The 14,937-nt window shown below is 64.2% G+C and carries 12 protein-coding genes and 1 pseudogene; 10 read left to right on the top strand and 3 right to left on the bottom strand.

From position 1 onward, the window contains the following. The 6 genes from ACFPU0_RS29435 to ACFPU0_RS29410 form a co-directional block, all read left to right on the top strand. Nucleotides 1-276: L-serine ammonia-lyase, iron-sulfur-dependent, subunit alpha (locus ACFPU0_RS29435; protein WP_377696830.1), on the top strand; the 276-nt coding region annotated here is incomplete at its 5' end. Between the two features lie 4 nt (nucleotides 277-280). Then, nucleotides 281-1,285: a GlxA family transcriptional regulator gene (locus tag ACFPU0_RS29430; RefSeq protein WP_377696829.1), complete on the top strand. Its 1,005-nt coding sequence runs from the start codon at nucleotides 281-283 to the stop codon at nucleotides 1,283-1,285. Nucleotides 1,286-1,659: 374 nt separating this feature from the next. Further along, nucleotides 1,660-2,871, top strand: coding sequence for a M24 family metallopeptidase (locus ACFPU0_RS29425; protein WP_377696828.1), 1,212 nt, complete (start codon nucleotides 1,660-1,662; stop codon nucleotides 2,869-2,871). A 290-nt stretch (nucleotides 2,872-3,161) separates the two neighbouring features. Then, nucleotides 3,162-4,502, top strand: coding sequence for an MFS transporter (locus tag ACFPU0_RS29420; protein ID WP_377696827.1), 1,341 nt, complete (start codon nucleotides 3,162-3,164; stop codon nucleotides 4,500-4,502). A 125-nt stretch (nucleotides 4,503-4,627) separates the two neighbouring features. Next, a complete protein-coding gene (locus tag ACFPU0_RS29415; protein ID WP_377696826.1) occupies nucleotides 4,628-5,410 on the top strand; it encodes a creatininase in 783 nt (260 codons plus the stop codon). 89 nt (nucleotides 5,411-5,499) lie between these two features. Continuing rightward, nucleotides 5,500-6,894 (top strand): purine-cytosine permease family protein, encoded by a 1,395-nt coding sequence (locus ACFPU0_RS29410; RefSeq protein ID WP_377696825.1) that lies wholly within the window; start codon nucleotides 5,500-5,502, stop codon nucleotides 6,892-6,894. Nucleotides 6,895-7,178: 284 nt separating this feature from the next. On the opposite strand, the gene ACFPU0_RS29405 is transcribed toward ACFPU0_RS29410, so the two are convergent. Both ACFPU0_RS29405 and ACFPU0_RS29400 read right to left on the bottom strand, forming a co-directional pair. Further along, nucleotides 7,179-7,613, bottom strand: coding sequence for a helix-turn-helix domain-containing protein (locus tag ACFPU0_RS29405; RefSeq protein WP_377696824.1), 435 nt, complete (start codon nucleotides 7,611-7,613; stop codon nucleotides 7,179-7,181). Further along, nucleotides 7,610-8,227, bottom strand: a pseudogene (locus ACFPU0_RS29400) (HipA domain-containing protein); the annotation flags it as partial. The pseudogene ACFPU0_RS29400 and the gene ACFPU0_RS29405, both read right to left, overlap by 4 nt. A gap of 494 nt (nucleotides 8,228-8,721) precedes the next feature. On the opposite strand from ACFPU0_RS29400, the gene ACFPU0_RS29395 reads away from it, so the two are divergent. The 3 genes from ACFPU0_RS29395 (at nucleotide 8,722) to ACFPU0_RS29385 (ending at nucleotide 11,794) form a co-directional block, all read left to right on the top strand. Continuing rightward, nucleotides 8,722-9,816, top strand: a complete 1,095-nt coding sequence (locus tag ACFPU0_RS29395; protein ID WP_377696823.1) for a fimbrial protein — start codon at nucleotides 8,722-8,724, stop codon at nucleotides 9,814-9,816. A gap of 375 nt (nucleotides 9,817-10,191) precedes the next feature. Then, nucleotides 10,192-10,788: a DUF6088 family protein gene (locus ACFPU0_RS29390; RefSeq protein WP_377696822.1), complete on the top strand. Its 597-nt coding sequence runs from the start codon at nucleotides 10,192-10,194 to the stop codon at nucleotides 10,786-10,788. Nucleotides 10,789-10,834: 46 nt separating this feature from the next. Further along, nucleotides 10,835-11,794 carry a nucleotidyl transferase AbiEii/AbiGii toxin family protein gene (locus ACFPU0_RS29385; protein WP_377696821.1) on the top strand — a complete coding sequence of 320 codons (960 nt, stop codon included), beginning with the start codon at nucleotides 10,835-10,837 and terminating at the stop codon, nucleotides 11,792-11,794. A 307-nt stretch (nucleotides 11,795-12,101) separates the two neighbouring features. On the opposite strand, the gene ACFPU0_RS29380 is transcribed toward ACFPU0_RS29385, so the two are convergent. Then, a complete protein-coding gene (locus tag ACFPU0_RS29380) occupies nucleotides 12,102-13,121 on the bottom strand; it encodes a GlxA family transcriptional regulator (protein ID WP_377696820.1) in 1,020 nt (339 codons plus the stop codon). Between the two features lie 507 nt (nucleotides 13,122-13,628). On the opposite strand from ACFPU0_RS29380, the gene glyA reads away from it, so the two are divergent. Beyond that, complete coding sequence (gene glyA, locus ACFPU0_RS29375) at nucleotides 13,629-14,882, top strand: serine hydroxymethyltransferase (protein WP_377696819.1); 1,254 nt, start codon at nucleotides 13,629-13,631, stop codon at nucleotides 14,880-14,882. Nucleotides 14,883-14,937 lie beyond the last annotated feature (55 nt).

Genomic DNA, 14,937 nt, shown 5'->3' with positions numbered 1-14,937 from the left:
CAGCTGGAGAACGCGGCGGAGATCGGCCTGGAGCACAACCTGGGGCTGACCTGCGACCCGGTGGGGGGGCTGGTGCAGGTGCCGTGCATCGAGCGCAACGCGATTGCCGCGGTGAAGGCGATCAACGCGGCGCAGATGGCCCTGCGCGGCGACGGCGAGCACTTCATCTCGCTGGACCGGGTGATCCGCACCATGCGGGACACCGGCGCCGACATGCACGACAAGTACAAGGAAACCTCCCGCGGCGGCCTGGCCGTGAGTGCCGTGGAGTGCTGATGCCATGACCGCCTACCAAGCCCTTCCGCAAACCCGCCAGCGCCTGGAATCCATTGGTTTCCTGCTGCTGGAGGAGTTCAGCCTGATCGCCCTGGCCGGCGCCCTGGAGCCCCTGCGCCTGGCCAACCAGCTGTCCGGCGCGGGCCTCTACCGCTGGCGGACCCTGACTTGCGACGGCCTGCCGGTGCGCGCCGGCAATGGCATGCAGGTGGCGCCCGAAGGCAGCCTGGTCAACGAGTGGGAACTGGATGCCCTGATCCTCTGCGGTGGCGATGGTCCGCTTTCCTGCGCAACACCCGAGCTGCTGGCGCGGCTCAGGGACATGGCCGCCCGTGGCCTGCACCTGGGTGCCCTGGGTTCGGCCAGTGGCGTGCTGGCCGAAGCCGGACTGTTGCAGGGTTACGAATGCAGCCCGGCCTGGGCCTGCCGGGTGGACCTGCGCGAGCGTTTTCCCGGTATCGCCCTCAGCCCACAGCCCTATGTGCTGGATCGCGACCGCTACACCGCCGTCGGCGGCAACGCGGCGCTGGAGCTGATGCTGCAGCTGATCGGCCGCAGCCAGGGGCCGGCACTGCTCGGCGCCATCAGCGAGACCCTGGCCTTCGGCCAGTTGCGCAGCGAGCCGGCGCCGCCCCGGCTGACCCTGCGCGAGGCCCTGGCCAGCGCCCAGCCGAAGCTGCAGGAGGTGATCGCGCTGATGGAGGCCAATCTGGAGGAGCCCATCGAGCTGGACGACCTGGCCAGCTTCATCGAACTGTCGCGACGCCAGCTGGAGCGGCTGTTCCAGAAGTACCTGCACTGCTCGCCCTCGCGCTACTACCTCAAGCTGCGCCTGCTGCGCGCCCGCCAACTGCTGCGCCAGACCGCCCTGCCGGTGGTGCAGGTGGCCATGGGCTGCGGCTTCCTCTCCGCGCAGAACTTCTCCAAGTGCTACCGCGAGCACTTCGGTATCCCGCCCAGCAACGAGCGGCTGGACAAGCCGCAGCTCTGCCGCGCCGCCATGCACTGACACCGAGCGACACCACTTCGGGCCCGCCCGTGCCTGGCAGCACGGTCCGGGCCTGTTTTTTTTTTGGTGGTGGTCGGTTGGGGTGGGCCTTCGTTGTAGGGGCGAATTCATTCGCGAAGGGCGGCGAAGCTGCCCCCTGCGGCCTCTGAATGGCAGACCTGCGGCCTGCCTGGCGAATGAATTCGCCCCTACAGAAAAAGCGGTCTGTGCCAGCCAGACAGTCCGAGTGGACCAACCTTCCCTCACCCCAGCGGATCCAACCAACTTCGGGTCGGATTCGTACAAAAACCGCCCGGATGCATCTGTTGCAATGCCTTCCAACGGCCCACCAGCCCGGTGCGCCGAGTCACTGGAAAACAACAAGGGTTCCCGCCATGCAAATGCCCAAGACGCTCCGCATCCGTAACGGCGACAAGGTCAAATCCACCTTCTCTGCCCAGGAATACGCCAACCGCCAAGCCAAGCTGCGCGCCCACCTGGCGGCGGAGAACATCGACGCCGCGGTCTTCACCTCGTACCACAACATCAACTACTACTCGGACTTCCTCTACTGCTCCTTCGGCCGTCCCTACGCCCTGGTGGTGACCCAGGACGACGTCATCAGCATCAGCGCCAACATCGACGGCGGCCAGCCCTGGCGCCGCACCCAGGGCACCGACAACATCGTCTACACCGACTGGCAGCGCGACAACTACTTCGTCGCCATCCAGCAGGCCCTGCCCAAGGCCCGCCGCATCGGTATCGAGGCCGACCACCTGAACCTGCAGAACCGCGACAAGCTGGCCGCCCGCTACCCCGAAGCCGAGCTGGTGGACGTGGCCGCCGCCTGCATGCGCATGCGCATGATCAAGTCCGCCGAAGAGCACGTGATGATCCGCCACGGCGCGCGCATCGCCGACATCGGCGGCGCCGCGGTGGTGGAAGCCCTGCGCGACCAGGTGCCGGAGTACGAAGTGGCGCTGCACGCCACCCAGGCCATGGTCCGCGCCATCGCCGACACTTTCGACGACGTCGAGCTGATGGACACCTGGACCTGGTTCCAGTCCGGCATCAACACCGACGGCGCGCACAACCCGGTGACCACCCGCAAGGTGAACAAGGGCGACATCCTCAGCCTCAACTGCTTCCCGATGATCGCCGGCTACTACACCGCCCTGGAGCGCACCCTGTTCCTCGATCACTGCTCCGACGACCACCTGCGCCTGTGGCAGGTCAACGTCGAGGTGCACGAGGCCGGCCTCAAGCTGATCAAGCCCGGAGCGCGCTGCAGCGACATCGCCCGCGAGCTGAACGAGATCTTCCTCGAGCACGACCTGCTGCAGTACCGCACCTTCGGCTACGGCCACTCCTTCGGCACCCTGAGCCACTACTACGGCCGCGAGGCCGGGCTGGAACTGCGCGAGGACATCGACACCGTGCTCGAACCCGGCATGGTGGTGTCCATGGAACCGATGATCATGCTGCCCGAAGGCCTGCCGGGCGCCGGTGGCTACCGCGAGCACGACATCCTCATCGTCAACGAGCACGGCGCCGAGAACATCACCAGGTTCCCCTACGGCCCGGAGAAAAACATCATCCGCAAATGACCGACCCCACGCCCGCGCAGCGCCGACACTGCGCGGGCCGTGGTTTCCTGCATCACCACAACAACAACCGACGCGCGGCATTCACGGGGCCCAGGCCCCGCGCACGCGCCACCCTTTGACTACCCGCTGCCGCACATCACGACAACAACAGAGGTACAGGCGATGGTCAGGTTTGTTTCAGGAACGCTCCCGTGGGGAGCGGCCGACTCAGTGTGCTTCAACGACGGTCGGGACGCTCCCGTCCATACTCCAGGCATCCAGGCGCATCTCCCCTGTGAAGGAGGTGCCCGATGAGCCTTTCCAACCAGACCCTGGCCTACGGCCAGGCCGGAAGCCAGATGGCCAGCGAGCGAGGCACCCTCCGGCGCGCGGCGACCGCGAGCTTCATGGGCAACTTCGTCGAGTGGTTCGACTACGCCGCCTACGGCTACCTGGCGGCGGTGATCGCGGTGGTGTTCTTCCCCGCCGCCGACAAGACCACCGGCCTGCTGGCGGCCTTCGCGGTGTTCGCCATCTCCTTCATCGTCCGCCCCATCGGCGGCATCGTCTGGGGCCATATCGGCGACCGCTACGGCCGGCGCAACGCCCTGTCCCTGTCCATCCTCATCATGTCCGGCGCCACCTTCTGCATCGCCCTGCTGCCGACCTACGCCCAGGTGGGCATGGCCGCGCCGTTGCTGCTGCTGCTGATCCGCCTGGTGCAGGGCTTCTCCGCCTCGGGGGAATATGCCGGCGCGGCGGCCTTCCTCGCCGAATACGCCCCGGACGACAAGCGCGGCTTCTACACCTGCCTGGTGCCGGCCAGCACCGCGGCGGGGCTGCTGTTCGGCTCGCTGTTCGCCGCCGGGCTCTACTCGCAACTGGACAGCGAACAGCTGCACAGCTGGGGCTGGCGCATTCCCTTCCTGCTGGCGGCGCCCCTGGGCCTGATCGGCCGCTACATCCGCCTGCACCTGGAAGACACGCCCAAGTTCCGCGAAATGGAACAGGCCATGGAGCGGAAGGGCGCCGAGCACAAGGTGCCGATCCGCCAACTGCTCGGCGTCCATCGCGGCAAGGTGCTGGTGGCCATCGGCGTCACCTGCCTCAACGCGGTGGCCTTCTACCTGATCCTCAGCTACATGCCCACCTACCTCTCCGCCGAGATGGGCATGAACGAGACGGACTCCTTCCTCGCCTCCACCGTGTCCCTGGCCACCTACATCGGCTTCATCTTCCTGATGGGCAAGCTGTCGGACCGCTTCGGCCGCAAGACCATGCTGATCGGTGCCTCGCTGTTGTTCCTCGGGCTCACCGTGCCGCTGTTCGGGATGCTGGAAGGGCAGACCTTCGCCTTCATCCTGCTGATCCAGATCGCCTTCGGCCTGATGCTGGCGATGAACGACGGCACCCTGCCGTGCTTCCTCGCCGAGGTCTTCCCGACGCGGGTGCGCTACAGCGGCTTCGCCTTCAGCTTCAACACCGCCAACGCGCTGTTCGGCGGCACCGCGCCCTTCATCGCCACCTGGCTGATAAGCCAGACCGGCGACAAGCTGGCCCCGGCCTGGATGTTGGTGGCCGCGGCGGCGGTGGCGCTGGTGGCGATGCTGTGCATCTGCGAGACGGCCCACAGGGCCCTGGCGGACGACTGACTCTGGCGATCCTGCCAACTTCGGGTCGGATACGTACAAAAGTTACCCACTCACTTCTGATGCAATGCAATCAGCGGAAGACCGTCCGTGGCCGGGCGTGCCCCTGAAATCCTGGAGAGAAGTCGATGAGCAAGAGCGTTTTCGTAGGTGAGCTGACCTGGAAGGAGTACGAGGCCCGCGTCGCCGCCGGCGACTGCGTGCTGATGCTGCCGGTCGGCGCGCTGGAGCAGCACGGCCACCACATGTGCATGAACGTGGACGTGCTGCTGCCCAACGCCGTGTGCCAGCGGGTCGCCGAGCGCATCGGCGCCCTGGTGCTGCCGGGCCTGCAGTACGGCTACAAGTCCCAGCAGAAGTCCGGCGGCGGCAACCACTTCCCCGGCACCACCAGTCTGGACGGCGCCACCCTCACCGGCACCGTGCAGGACATCATCCGCGAGCTGGCGCGCCACGGCGTGCGCCGCCTGGTGCTGATGAACGGGCACTACGAGAACTCCATGTTCATCGTCGAAGGCATCGACCTGGCGCTGCGCGAGCTGCGCTATGCCGGCATCCAGGACTTCAAGGTGGTGGTCCTGTCCTACTGGGACTTCGTCAAGGACCCGGCGGTGATCCAGCAGCTCTATCCCGAGGGCTTCCTCGGCTGGGACATCGAGCACGGCGGCGTTTTCGAGACCTCGCTGATGCTCGCCCTGTACCCCGGCCTGGTGGACCTGGACAAGGTGGTGGATCACCCGCCGGCGACTTTCCCGCCCTACGACGTCTTCCCCGTCGACCCGGCGCGCACGCCGGCCCCGGGCACCCTGTCGTCAGCGAAGACGGCGAGCCGGGAGAAGGGCGAGCTGATCCTCGAGGTCTGCGTGCAGGGCATCGCCGACGCCATAAGCGCCGAGTTCCCGCCCGCCTGACCGGCATTGCGTCGACCCGAACCCCGAACGAGCGACTTCAACAACTACAACAAGGGCCCGTCGCGGCGGGCCCCGAGGAAGTTTCAGCTATGTCGAATTCAGACGCGCACAAAGAATACGGGCTCAGCCAGATCAAACCCGAGGAACGCAGCTACGGCTTCGTCGACACGGTATGGACCTGGTTCGGCTCCGGCATCAACACCGGTTCCTGGTTCTTCGGCGGCATGGCCGCGGCACTGGGCATGGTCTTCGTCCTGCAGTACAGCCTGCTCTGGCTGCCACTGATGATGATCCCCTGGGCCGTGGTGGCCTATATCGGCTACCGCTACGGCGCCAGCACCGCGGTGGTCTCGCGCCCCGCCCTGGGCACCAAGGGTTCGCGCCTGACCGGCGTCGCCCAGTTCCTGGTGCTGATCGGCTGGCCCAGCGTGAACAGCTTCATCGCCGCCATCTCCCTCAGCCACGTGTTCGGCGCCGCCTTCGGCTGGCCGGTGTTCGGCCAGCCGGGCTCCACCTGGCCCATGGTCTTCGGCATTCTGCTGACCGCCATCGCCCAGGGCGTGATCACCTTCCTCGGCCACGAGGCGATCCGCTACCTGGAACGCATCGCCGGCATCCTCCTGCTGGTGCTGGGGGGCTGGGTGACCCATGTGGTGCTGTCGCAGTGGGACCTCAAGCAGATCATGGACTTCAAGGTGGCGGCGCCGACCCACACGGTGGCTTTCTTCATCGACCTGGCCTTCGGCTTCTCCTGGACCTGGGCGCAGGTGGCGGACTTCTCGCGCTTCTCCAAGACCGGCACGGCGGCCAGCGTCGGCAGCTGGCTGGGGCTCAACGTGGGGCAGGGCTGGTTCATGGTGATCGGTGCCATCGGGGCCATCGGCGTCGCATTGCAGAGCGGCTTCGTCGACCCGAACAACTCCGACCCCAGTTCCACCCTGGCCACACTGGGCCTCGGGATGGTGTCCTTCCTGGTGCTGATCTTCGCCACCGTGAGCACCAACGTCACCGTGCTCTACGGCTCGGGCATGGGCCTGCTCGGCGCGTTCAAGGGCCTGACGCCGAAAAAGGCCCTGGCGATCATCGTCGTGCTGCAGCTGATGCTGTGCTTCGTGCCCATGGCCTTCGACTCCTTCCTGCACTACTTCGAAACCTTCCTCGGCGTGATCGGCGGCATCTTCATCCCGCTCTGGACCATCATCCTGGTGGACTACTTCTGCGTGCGCGGCAAGCGCCTCTCCGACCGCGACCTGTTCGCCGAGGCCGGCGGCGCCTACTACGGCGCCAATGGCTGGAACGCGGCGGGCATCACCTCGCTGGTGGTGGGCTTCGCGGTGTACTTCGTCCTCGCCCATGTGTTCAAGGACGTGGCCGCGCAGGTCACCGCCAGCTTCCCGGCCATCCTGGTGTCGGGCCTGCTCTACTGGCTGATGGCGAAGAAACCGGTGGTGGCCCTGAGCGGAGGGCTCGAACGGGACGCCTGATGCACAAGGCCTGAAAGCGAAACGCCGCCGCCCGGAGCAGGGCGGCGGCTCGGCTTTTTGTGGGGTTCCTTGTGGGAGCGAATTCATTCGCAAGAGGGGGAGGCCGGACATGACTGGCATCCCGCTCATTTGCAAGGCAACCCCCACAATGAACAGAGCCAACCTACGGGCCGTCGCGCAAACGCAATCCTGGATGACGCTCTTTTCATCCACCATCGGCGCCAAGGGACATTCCGCCTGGTGGACAGAAAAGCGCTGTCCACCCTACGTCTGTGAGGCTGCGCTCATTCGGCCGGGCCCTTGTCATCATCCTTGATCCTGGCCTTTGCAGCGGCCCGGAGAGTAGCAACTCTACTGAGCTGGCCTGCGTACTTCCGTTGAGGGTTGGTGCCGCGAGCAGGCGTTTTAGAGACAGGTTTTTGCTGCCCGAGCGGCGGTGTGTAAGTGGTTTTGGCCGCCATGGTCAGTCCCAGGCGCAGCCCGAATTTCCTCAGGATGCCGTCGATGGTGTTGATGGTCGGATTACCCTTGTCCTTCTCGATCTGGTACAGGGCCCTGGTCGACAGGTCGCACATCGCGGCGAAGGTGTCCTGGTCGAGGCCGGTCACCTCGAGCCGCAGTCGGCGAATAGCGGTTCCCAGGGTTTCTTCCCCCGTCGCATGCCGCATCACGATGTCGTCAATGAGCTGCTTGCGCTCTTCGTTGGTGCTCGGTTTCATCGAAGCCCCCATTCAACCAGGCGCTTGTCCAGATTATTCAGCGGGATGGACTGGGCGCTTTTGACTTCTGCAGGAAGTGCGACCAGCAGATCCGGCAAAGCTCGAAACAGCTCAGCTGCTCCTCGCAGACGCTCGAAGAGAATGTCTGGGCTGACCAAGCCCTGGAAATACCCGCAGATCGCTCTCCAGTCCGGATTTCCCATGTGCTCGGGCACCCACTTGGTTACGCGAGTGATCCCTTGCGGATCGAGCACCATCGGAGCGAGGTCGTAGATCGGCGCCAGCTCGAATCTGCCCCGATACCTGAAAATGGCCGTGTTGCGCCCATGGTTGTCCGAGTTCCCGAGGATCCGGTTGAGCAGATCGCGCCGCAGGTACTCGAAAACCAGTTCCTCAAGCTCTCCGTCCTGCCCATTCGTACGCCACAGGTAGATCAAGCGGCTGAGCACGTCCTCATGATTCATCTTCGAGCCAGGCTGGGTGTTCCCACACACGGAATAGACCGACTCGACCGGGATCCTTTCCACCACGCCGTTGTCGACTCGCCGATCAAAGCGTGGCATCCACAGGCTCGGCTTATCGGCTTCTTCAAGCACAAGTCCATCCGTGGATAAGTCTGGATCGTGAGATGTCCTGGCATGGTGTGCACAAGCTAGTCGGAACTATGATGCTGACTATTGTGGGTCAAGCACTCACTTCCAGCAATATGATTCCGGTTTGTGCAGGAAATGCGCGAAAATTCGGTATTAAAATGCCGATTTGCTCTAGTGCATGGAAGCGATGAGTCAGGACATGCACCCCAGTCACAGAATGCGCCTTCCTCTATCGATCAATCATCGCCTGGGCCGCTTCGGGTCGAAGCAGCCCCTCGCCTACGAAGTGCCCGAGCCGGAGCAAGGTCACCGTGAAGTTCGAGTGAGCCCTTCTTCCTACAGCGGCAAATGAATTCGCCCCTGCATCACCGCCCGGCAAGACCCATCGGGTCGAGAATCTGTAGGGCAATTCCCAGATTGGCGTAGGCGTTTTTTTAACCTCGCCTCCAGCGTAAAAAAGCCCGGATGCTGCCTGCAAACTGTCGTGACTTTCCCACGCAGCCCCCAGGCACATCATGAAGAACCTTCCCCGATACTTGCGAATCCCCGCCCTGCTCGCCCTCGCCGTGCCCGGCTTTGCCCTTGCCGGAACGTGCAAGCCAGAGGGCACGGCCAAGTCCTACGACTTCAACTTCGAGGCCACCTTCACCTCGCCGGAACAGAACACCCACAAGCAGCTAATGGCCAATGCCCACACATGGAGCCTCGGCGGCAACTACCCGATAATCTGCGGTTGCGCCAATCCGGGCCGCAGCCCAAGAGACGAAATCCTCTACACCGCCAAGACCAGCCTTGTCAAAGGCTATACGGCAATGATCAATGGCAAGGAGAGGCAGTTCTACAAGGTCAACCGGAATATCCAGGTGGCCAGCGAAGTTTGGATTCACGGACCAGCACAGAAGTACGAGCCTGCGCCATTCACATCAGTCAGCAACGAGAATGGGTGGAGCGTCTTCAGTGAGAAATGCCTCAGTAATTATCAGGTCCATCTCAATTCGGGGGGTGGTATCACATCAGGTAGTAAAGGCAAGCTGCACCTGATGATCGACAAGCCCTTCATTGGCCAGTCGATCATCCCTCGCACCAAGCTGTTGGAACTGTTTGCAGGCATCGAAGGGACGACTCCGGGAGGAGACGCCATTGCCAACATCTGGATGACGGGCACCGTCACCGTGCCCCAGAGCTGCGAACTCGCTCCCGGCCAGGCCACCACCATCGACTTCGGCAACCTCAACTCCTGGCAACTGGCCGAGCCGGGCGAAACGCCCCAGCGCACGGTCTCCCGGACCTTCCAGATCCAGTGCAAGAACATCTCCGAGATGGTCGCCGTCAACCTGACCCTCGAAGGCAACCCCCACGACGTACAGACCAACGCCCTGGCGGTGAACGACCGCAGCGACCTGGCCATCATCCTCAAGAACAACGGCCGCATCGTCCCGCCCCTGCGCGAGTTCGCCACCCCGAAACCGGAGAACATCATCCCCCTCGACTTCAACCAGGCGGAGCAGAAAACCCAGTTCGACCTGGAAGCCTATCCCATCAAGGCGGAAAAACACCTTGAGCCCGGCGAGTTCAAGAGCCAGGTGACGCTGAAGTTCGAATTCGAATGAGCAGGGGCGACGACCTATTGGCCGGGCGGTAGGTTGGTACTGACGCCATCGGCGCCAAGGGACATTCCGCCTGGTGGACAGAAGAGCGCTGTCCACCCTGCGGGAGTGCCGCCGGTGGGCTCGGATGTAGGGTGAAAATCGCGAAGCGATTTCCACCGGACGGGGCTGGTCTTTGCGCGGGGCTCGGGCACGTCCGGTGGACAGAAAAGCGCTGTCCACCCTACAGGTGGAGCGCCACGAGCTAATCGAGGAACACAGGAGCGTTCGCCGATTGGGCTCTATGCCGGGTAGGTTGGCGAGGTAGATCAATATTTGACCAATGTCAGAAATGTGGATAGTCTTCTGACATTGCATCAAAACCACTGGTCCCTGGCGATGAAAACCCTCCCCGAGACGATTCTCGAACGCAGCAGGCTCCTGCCTGAAGGCGGTGTGCTGATGCCCAAGGAGTTCCTCAACCTGGGGAGCCGGGCCGCGGTGGATCAGGCATTTTCACGCCTGGCCAAGGCAGGGCAGTTGATGCGGGTATCACGCGGCCTCTATGTGGCCCCAATCACCAGCCGCTTCGGTAAACGAGCCCCCGCGACGGAGAAGGTCGTCAGCTCTCTGGCCTCGAAAACCCATGAGGTGATAGCCGTCAGCGGCGCTCGTGCCGCCAACGCCCTGGGCCTGACCCAGCAGGTGCCGGCCAGAGAGGTATTCCTCACTACCGGGCGCAGTCGCACACTTCAGTTGGGCAATGCGAAGGTCCAGATCAAGCATGCCCCGAGGTGGATGCTGGCGCTCGGCACTACCTCTGCCGGTGAAGCCGTCCGCGCACTCGCCTGGCTAGGCCAGGAGCATGCTTGCGAGGCGACGGCGAAGCTGCACAAGCACCTGCCTTACAGCGAATGGCAGCTTCTCGATTCGGTCAGAGCTCAACTCCCGTCCTGGATGGCGCGGGCTATTGGTCGCGAGGCGACCTGTGCCTGATTGCTTTTTCAGCCTTTCAGCTTCAGATCAGCGGGAAGCCCTGCAGGTGGCCGCTACCACTCTAGGTCGGCCGGCTTATCTCCTGGAGAAGGATCTATGGGTGGTTTGGGCGCTGAGGGAGCTGTTCACTTCTCCACTCGGCGAGCATCTGACCTTCAAGGGCGGCACCTCCCTGTCGAAGGTCTACCGTCTGATCGACCGTTTTTCTGAAGACATTGACCTGACCTACGACATCCGGCGGTTCATCCCCGAGCTTACCGATGGTGAGCAGATGCCTCGTACTCGCTCCCAGGAGAGCAAGTGGACAAGGCAGATCCGAGCGAGCCTGCCAGGCTGGATAGAGGCTGAGGTATGTCCGGTCCTCTCGGCGGCTCTGGAACGGGAGCACCTCGGAGCAGGGCTGCAGGTCGAAGACGACAAGCTTTTCGTGCATTACCCCGCCCTCACGCCGGCGAGCGATTATGTCCGGCCGGCCGTCCTGCTGGAGTTCGGCGCCCGTTCCAGCGGCGAGCCGCATCGCGTCCACCCGGTTACCTGCGACATGGCAGAGGCCATCCAGGGTGTCGACTTCCCGCAGGCCGAGCCGGTGGTGATGGAAATTGCCCGTACCTTCTGGGAGAAGGCTACCGCCACCCACGTCTACTGTGTGCAGCACAGGCTCAAGGGAGAGCGATTTGCCAGGCATTGGCATGATCTGGCCGCCATAGCTCGAAGCGACCACTTGGAGGCGATTGCTGCAGACAAGGTTGTCGCTGGCCTGGTTGCAGAACACAAGAGTTGTTTTTTCCGGGAGAAAGATGCCAACGGCAATGAAGTCGACTACCGAGCGGCAGTTACAGGCGGCTTGAGGATCGTTCCGGATGGCGATGCCCGAAAGGCCCTGGCGGACGATTACGCGAGGATGCTCGAAGGCGGGATGATGGTCGGTGAACCCTTCGCCTTCGATGATTTGATGGACGCCTGCGAACAGCTGCAGCAGCGGCTCAATGGCGCCGATTGCTCCTGACCTGTTCACTGCAATCCGGGCTACGAGTTGCCGCCTGCTCTGAGGGCTGGCCTCTGTGCCGGGTTCAGGCACGTCCGGTGGACAGAAAAGCGCTGTCCACCCTACGGGGAGTGCAGCCGGTGGGCTCGGATGTAGGGTGAAAATCGCGAAGCGATTTCCACCGGACGGGGCTGGCCTTTGCGCGGGGCTCAGGCACGTCCGGTGGACAGAAGAGCGCTGTCCACCCTACGGGGAGTGCAGCCGGTGGGCTCGGATGTAGGGTGAAAATCGCGAAGCGATTTCCACCGGACGGGGCCCGGTGCCGGGCTCAGGAATGCAACGGACTCTGCTTGCGCTCGCCGCGCGGCGAATGGCCGAAGAAGCGGCTGTAGCACTTGGAGAAGTGCGCCGGGGAGGTGAAGCCGCAGGCCAGGGCGATGTCGCGTACCTGGGATTCGCTGCGCAGCAGCAGGTCGCGGGCGCGGTTCAGGCGCAGTTCCAGGTAGTACTGGCTGGGCGTGCGTTCCAGGTACTTGTGGAACAGCCGCTCCAGCTGGCGCACCGACACCTCGTTGAGCTGCGCCAGCTCTTCCAGTTCCAGGGGTTCTTCCAGGTTGGCTTCCATGATCGCGACGATCTGGCTCAGCTTCGGCTGGGCGTGGCCCAGTTTTTGCCGCAGGGGGATGCGCTGCTGCTCGCGGGCGCCGCGCATGCGGTCGCAGAGCAGCAGCTCGGCGGCGCGGGTGGCGATCTCCATGCCGCCCGGTTCGCGGGCGATCAGCTGCAGGGTCATGTCCATGGAGGCGGTGCCGCCGGAGCAGGTGTAGCGGTCGCGGTCCAGTTCGAACAGCTGGTTGGAAATGACGATGCCGGGAAACTTGTCCTTCACCTGTTCGATGTCTTCCCAGTGCACGGTGCAGCGGTAGCCCTTGAGCAGCTCGGCGCTGGCCAGCAGGTGGCTGCCGGTGCAGATGCCGCCCAGCGCCACGTCGTGCTGGGCCAGCTTGCGCACCCAATGCAGCAGGCGGCGGTCGTAGCGCAGCGGCATCGGGTTGGAGCCCACGACGAACAGCGCGTCCAGCGCGGGTGCGTCGTCGATGGAATGGTCGGGCACCACGCGCATGCCGTTGCTGGCCTGCACCGGCTCATGGTCGGCGGCGATCAGCAGGGTGCGGAACAGGGGACGCTTGGCGGCCAGGTTGGCCATGCGCAGGGTCTCGATCGCCGAGGCGAAGCCGATGGTGGTGAAGTTGGGGATCAGCAGGAAGCCGAAGGTCTTCACTCCGGCCGGCCGGGGTTGGCCTGATGTTTCGTCGACGGGCGGCGCCGCAAGGTTCGCAACAGCCATTGGGTTCTTCCTCCACTGCATCGACTGTCGTTTTTGGGTATAGGCCGGTGAGGCAGACGTCGAAGTGCAGCTCTGTCTTCTTATTGTTTTCCGGCGCGGACCGAGCCCGGCGCCGGGGTTCAGCTTACACCCATTCCGCACCGCGATCAGCGCCGTCAACGGCCGCTAATCCGCATTCCTTGGCAGTTCTGGGCGGTATCCGGCCATCGCTTTCGGGCGGCGCTGCCGGCAGTCGGAAGGATTTACCCAGCCGCCAAGGTCAGTTTGGGCATTTACACGTCGCAAACAGGCAAACGGGGTGTCGGGCTATTTCGCACAATCGGCCGCAACAGGCTGGAACCGACCGGAATTGACCGGCGGCGCCATTCCCCGCCAGGCCGCTGCTGCAGCGCCCTGCGGAGGCCCACCGGGGCAACCGGCGGGAGGACGGCACGCCCTGTTCGATCCGGCCGGCATAGGGCCCCCAAACAATAGAGACGACACCAGGTTGTCGCAGGGAGATCATCGATGTTCAGCAAGCAAGACCAGATCCAGGGTTACGACGACGAACTGTTCAGCGCCATCCAGGAAGAAGAGAGCCGTCAGGAAGACCACATCGAGCTGATCGCCTCGGAAAACTACACCAGCAAGCGCGTGATGGAAGCCCAGGGCAGCGGCCTGACCAACAAGTACGCCGAAGGCTATCCGGGCAAGCGCTACTACGGTGGTTGCGAGCATGTGGACAAGGTCGAGCAACTGGCCATCGACCGCGCCAAGCAACTGTTCGGCGCCGACTACGCCAACGTCCAGCCGCACTCCGGCTCCCAGGCCAACAGCGCCGTCTACCTGGCCCTGCTGCAGGCCGGCGACACCATCCTCGGCATGAGCCTGGCCCACGGCGGCCACCTGACCCACGGCGCCAAGGTGAGCTCCTCCGGCAAGCTGTACAACGCCGTGCAGTACGGCCTGGACACCGCCACCGGGCTGATCGACTACGACGAGGTGGAGCGCCTGGCCGTCGAGCACAAGCCGAAGATGATCGTCGCCGGCTTCTCCGCCTACTCCAAGACCCTGGACTTCCCGCGCTTCCGCGCCATCGCCGACAAGGTGGGTGCGCTGCTGTTCGTCGACATGGCCCACGTCGCCGGCCTGGTGGCCGCCGGCCTGTACCCGAACCCGCTGCCCTATGCCGACGTGGTCACCACCACCACCCACAAGACCCTGCGCGGTCCCCGTGGCGGCCTGATCCTGGCGCGCAAGAACGAAGAAATCGAGAAGAAGCTCAACGCCGCGGTATTCCCCGGCGCCCAGGGCGGCCCGCTGATGCACGTGATCGCCGCCAAGGCGGTGTGCTTCAAGGAAGCGCTGGAGCCCGGCTTCAAGGACTACCAGGCCCAGGTGATCAAGAACGCCCAGGCCATGGCCAAGGTGTTCATCGACCGTGGCTACGACGTGGTCTCCGGCGGCACCGACAACCACCTGTTCCTGGTCAGCCTGATCAAGCAGGGCAAGACCGGCAAAGAGGCGGACGCCGCCCTCGGCCGCGCCGGCATCACCGTGAACAAGAACGCCGTGCCGAACGACCCGCAGTCGCCCTTCGTGACCTCCGGCGTGCGCATCGGCACCCCGGCCATCACCAGCCGTGGCTTCAAGGAAGAGCAGTCCAGCGAACTGGCTGGCTGGATCTGCGACATCCTCGACCACCTCGGCGATGCCGACGTCGAAGCCCAGGTGGCCAAGCAGGTCGCCGGCCTCTGCGCCGACTTCCCCGTCTACCGCTGAGTCCATACACCCTCTCCCCCGGCCCCTCTCCCACAAGTGGGAGAGGGGAGTAGAA

The sequence above is a fragment of the Pseudomonas sp. GCM10022186 genome (assembly GCF_042656385.1).
Classification (GTDB): Bacteria; Pseudomonadota; Gammaproteobacteria; order Pseudomonadales; family Pseudomonadaceae; genus Metapseudomonas.
The sequence above is the reverse complement of the archived record's forward strand: the minus strand, read 5'-3'. Positions and strand labels throughout refer to the sequence as shown.

Bases quoted from the DNA above. Each gene is read 5' to 3' on its own strand.
- ACFPU0_RS29430 (WP_377696829.1), top strand. From the start codon at position 281: ATGACCGCCTACCAAGCCCTTCCGCAAACCCGCCAGCGCCTGGAATCC.
- ACFPU0_RS29425 (WP_377696828.1), top strand. From the start codon at position 1,660: ATGCAAATGCCCAAGACGCTCCGCATCCGTAACGGCGACAAGGTCAAA.
- ACFPU0_RS29420 (WP_377696827.1), top strand. From the start codon at position 3,162: ATGAGCCTTTCCAACCAGACCCTGGCCTACGGCCAGGCCGGAAGCCAG.
- ACFPU0_RS29415 (WP_377696826.1), top strand. From the start codon at position 4,628: ATGAGCAAGAGCGTTTTCGTAGGTGAGCTGACCTGGAAGGAGTACGAG.
- ACFPU0_RS29410 (WP_377696825.1), top strand. From the start codon at position 5,500: ATGTCGAATTCAGACGCGCACAAAGAATACGGGCTCAGCCAGATCAAA.
- ACFPU0_RS29405 (WP_377696824.1), bottom strand. From the start codon at position 7,613: ATGAAACCGAGCACCAACGAAGAGCGCAAGCAGCTCATTGACGACATC.
- ACFPU0_RS29395 (WP_377696823.1), top strand. From the start codon at position 8,722: ATGAAGAACCTTCCCCGATACTTGCGAATCCCCGCCCTGCTCGCCCTC.
- ACFPU0_RS29390 (WP_377696822.1), top strand. From the start codon at position 10,192: ATGAAAACCCTCCCCGAGACGATTCTCGAACGCAGCAGGCTCCTGCCT.
- ACFPU0_RS29380 (WP_377696820.1), bottom strand. From the start codon at position 13,121: ATGGCTGTTGCGAACCTTGCGGCGCCGCCCGTCGACGAAACATCAGGC.
- glyA (WP_377696819.1), top strand. From the start codon at position 13,629: ATGTTCAGCAAGCAAGACCAGATCCAGGGTTACGACGACGAACTGTTC.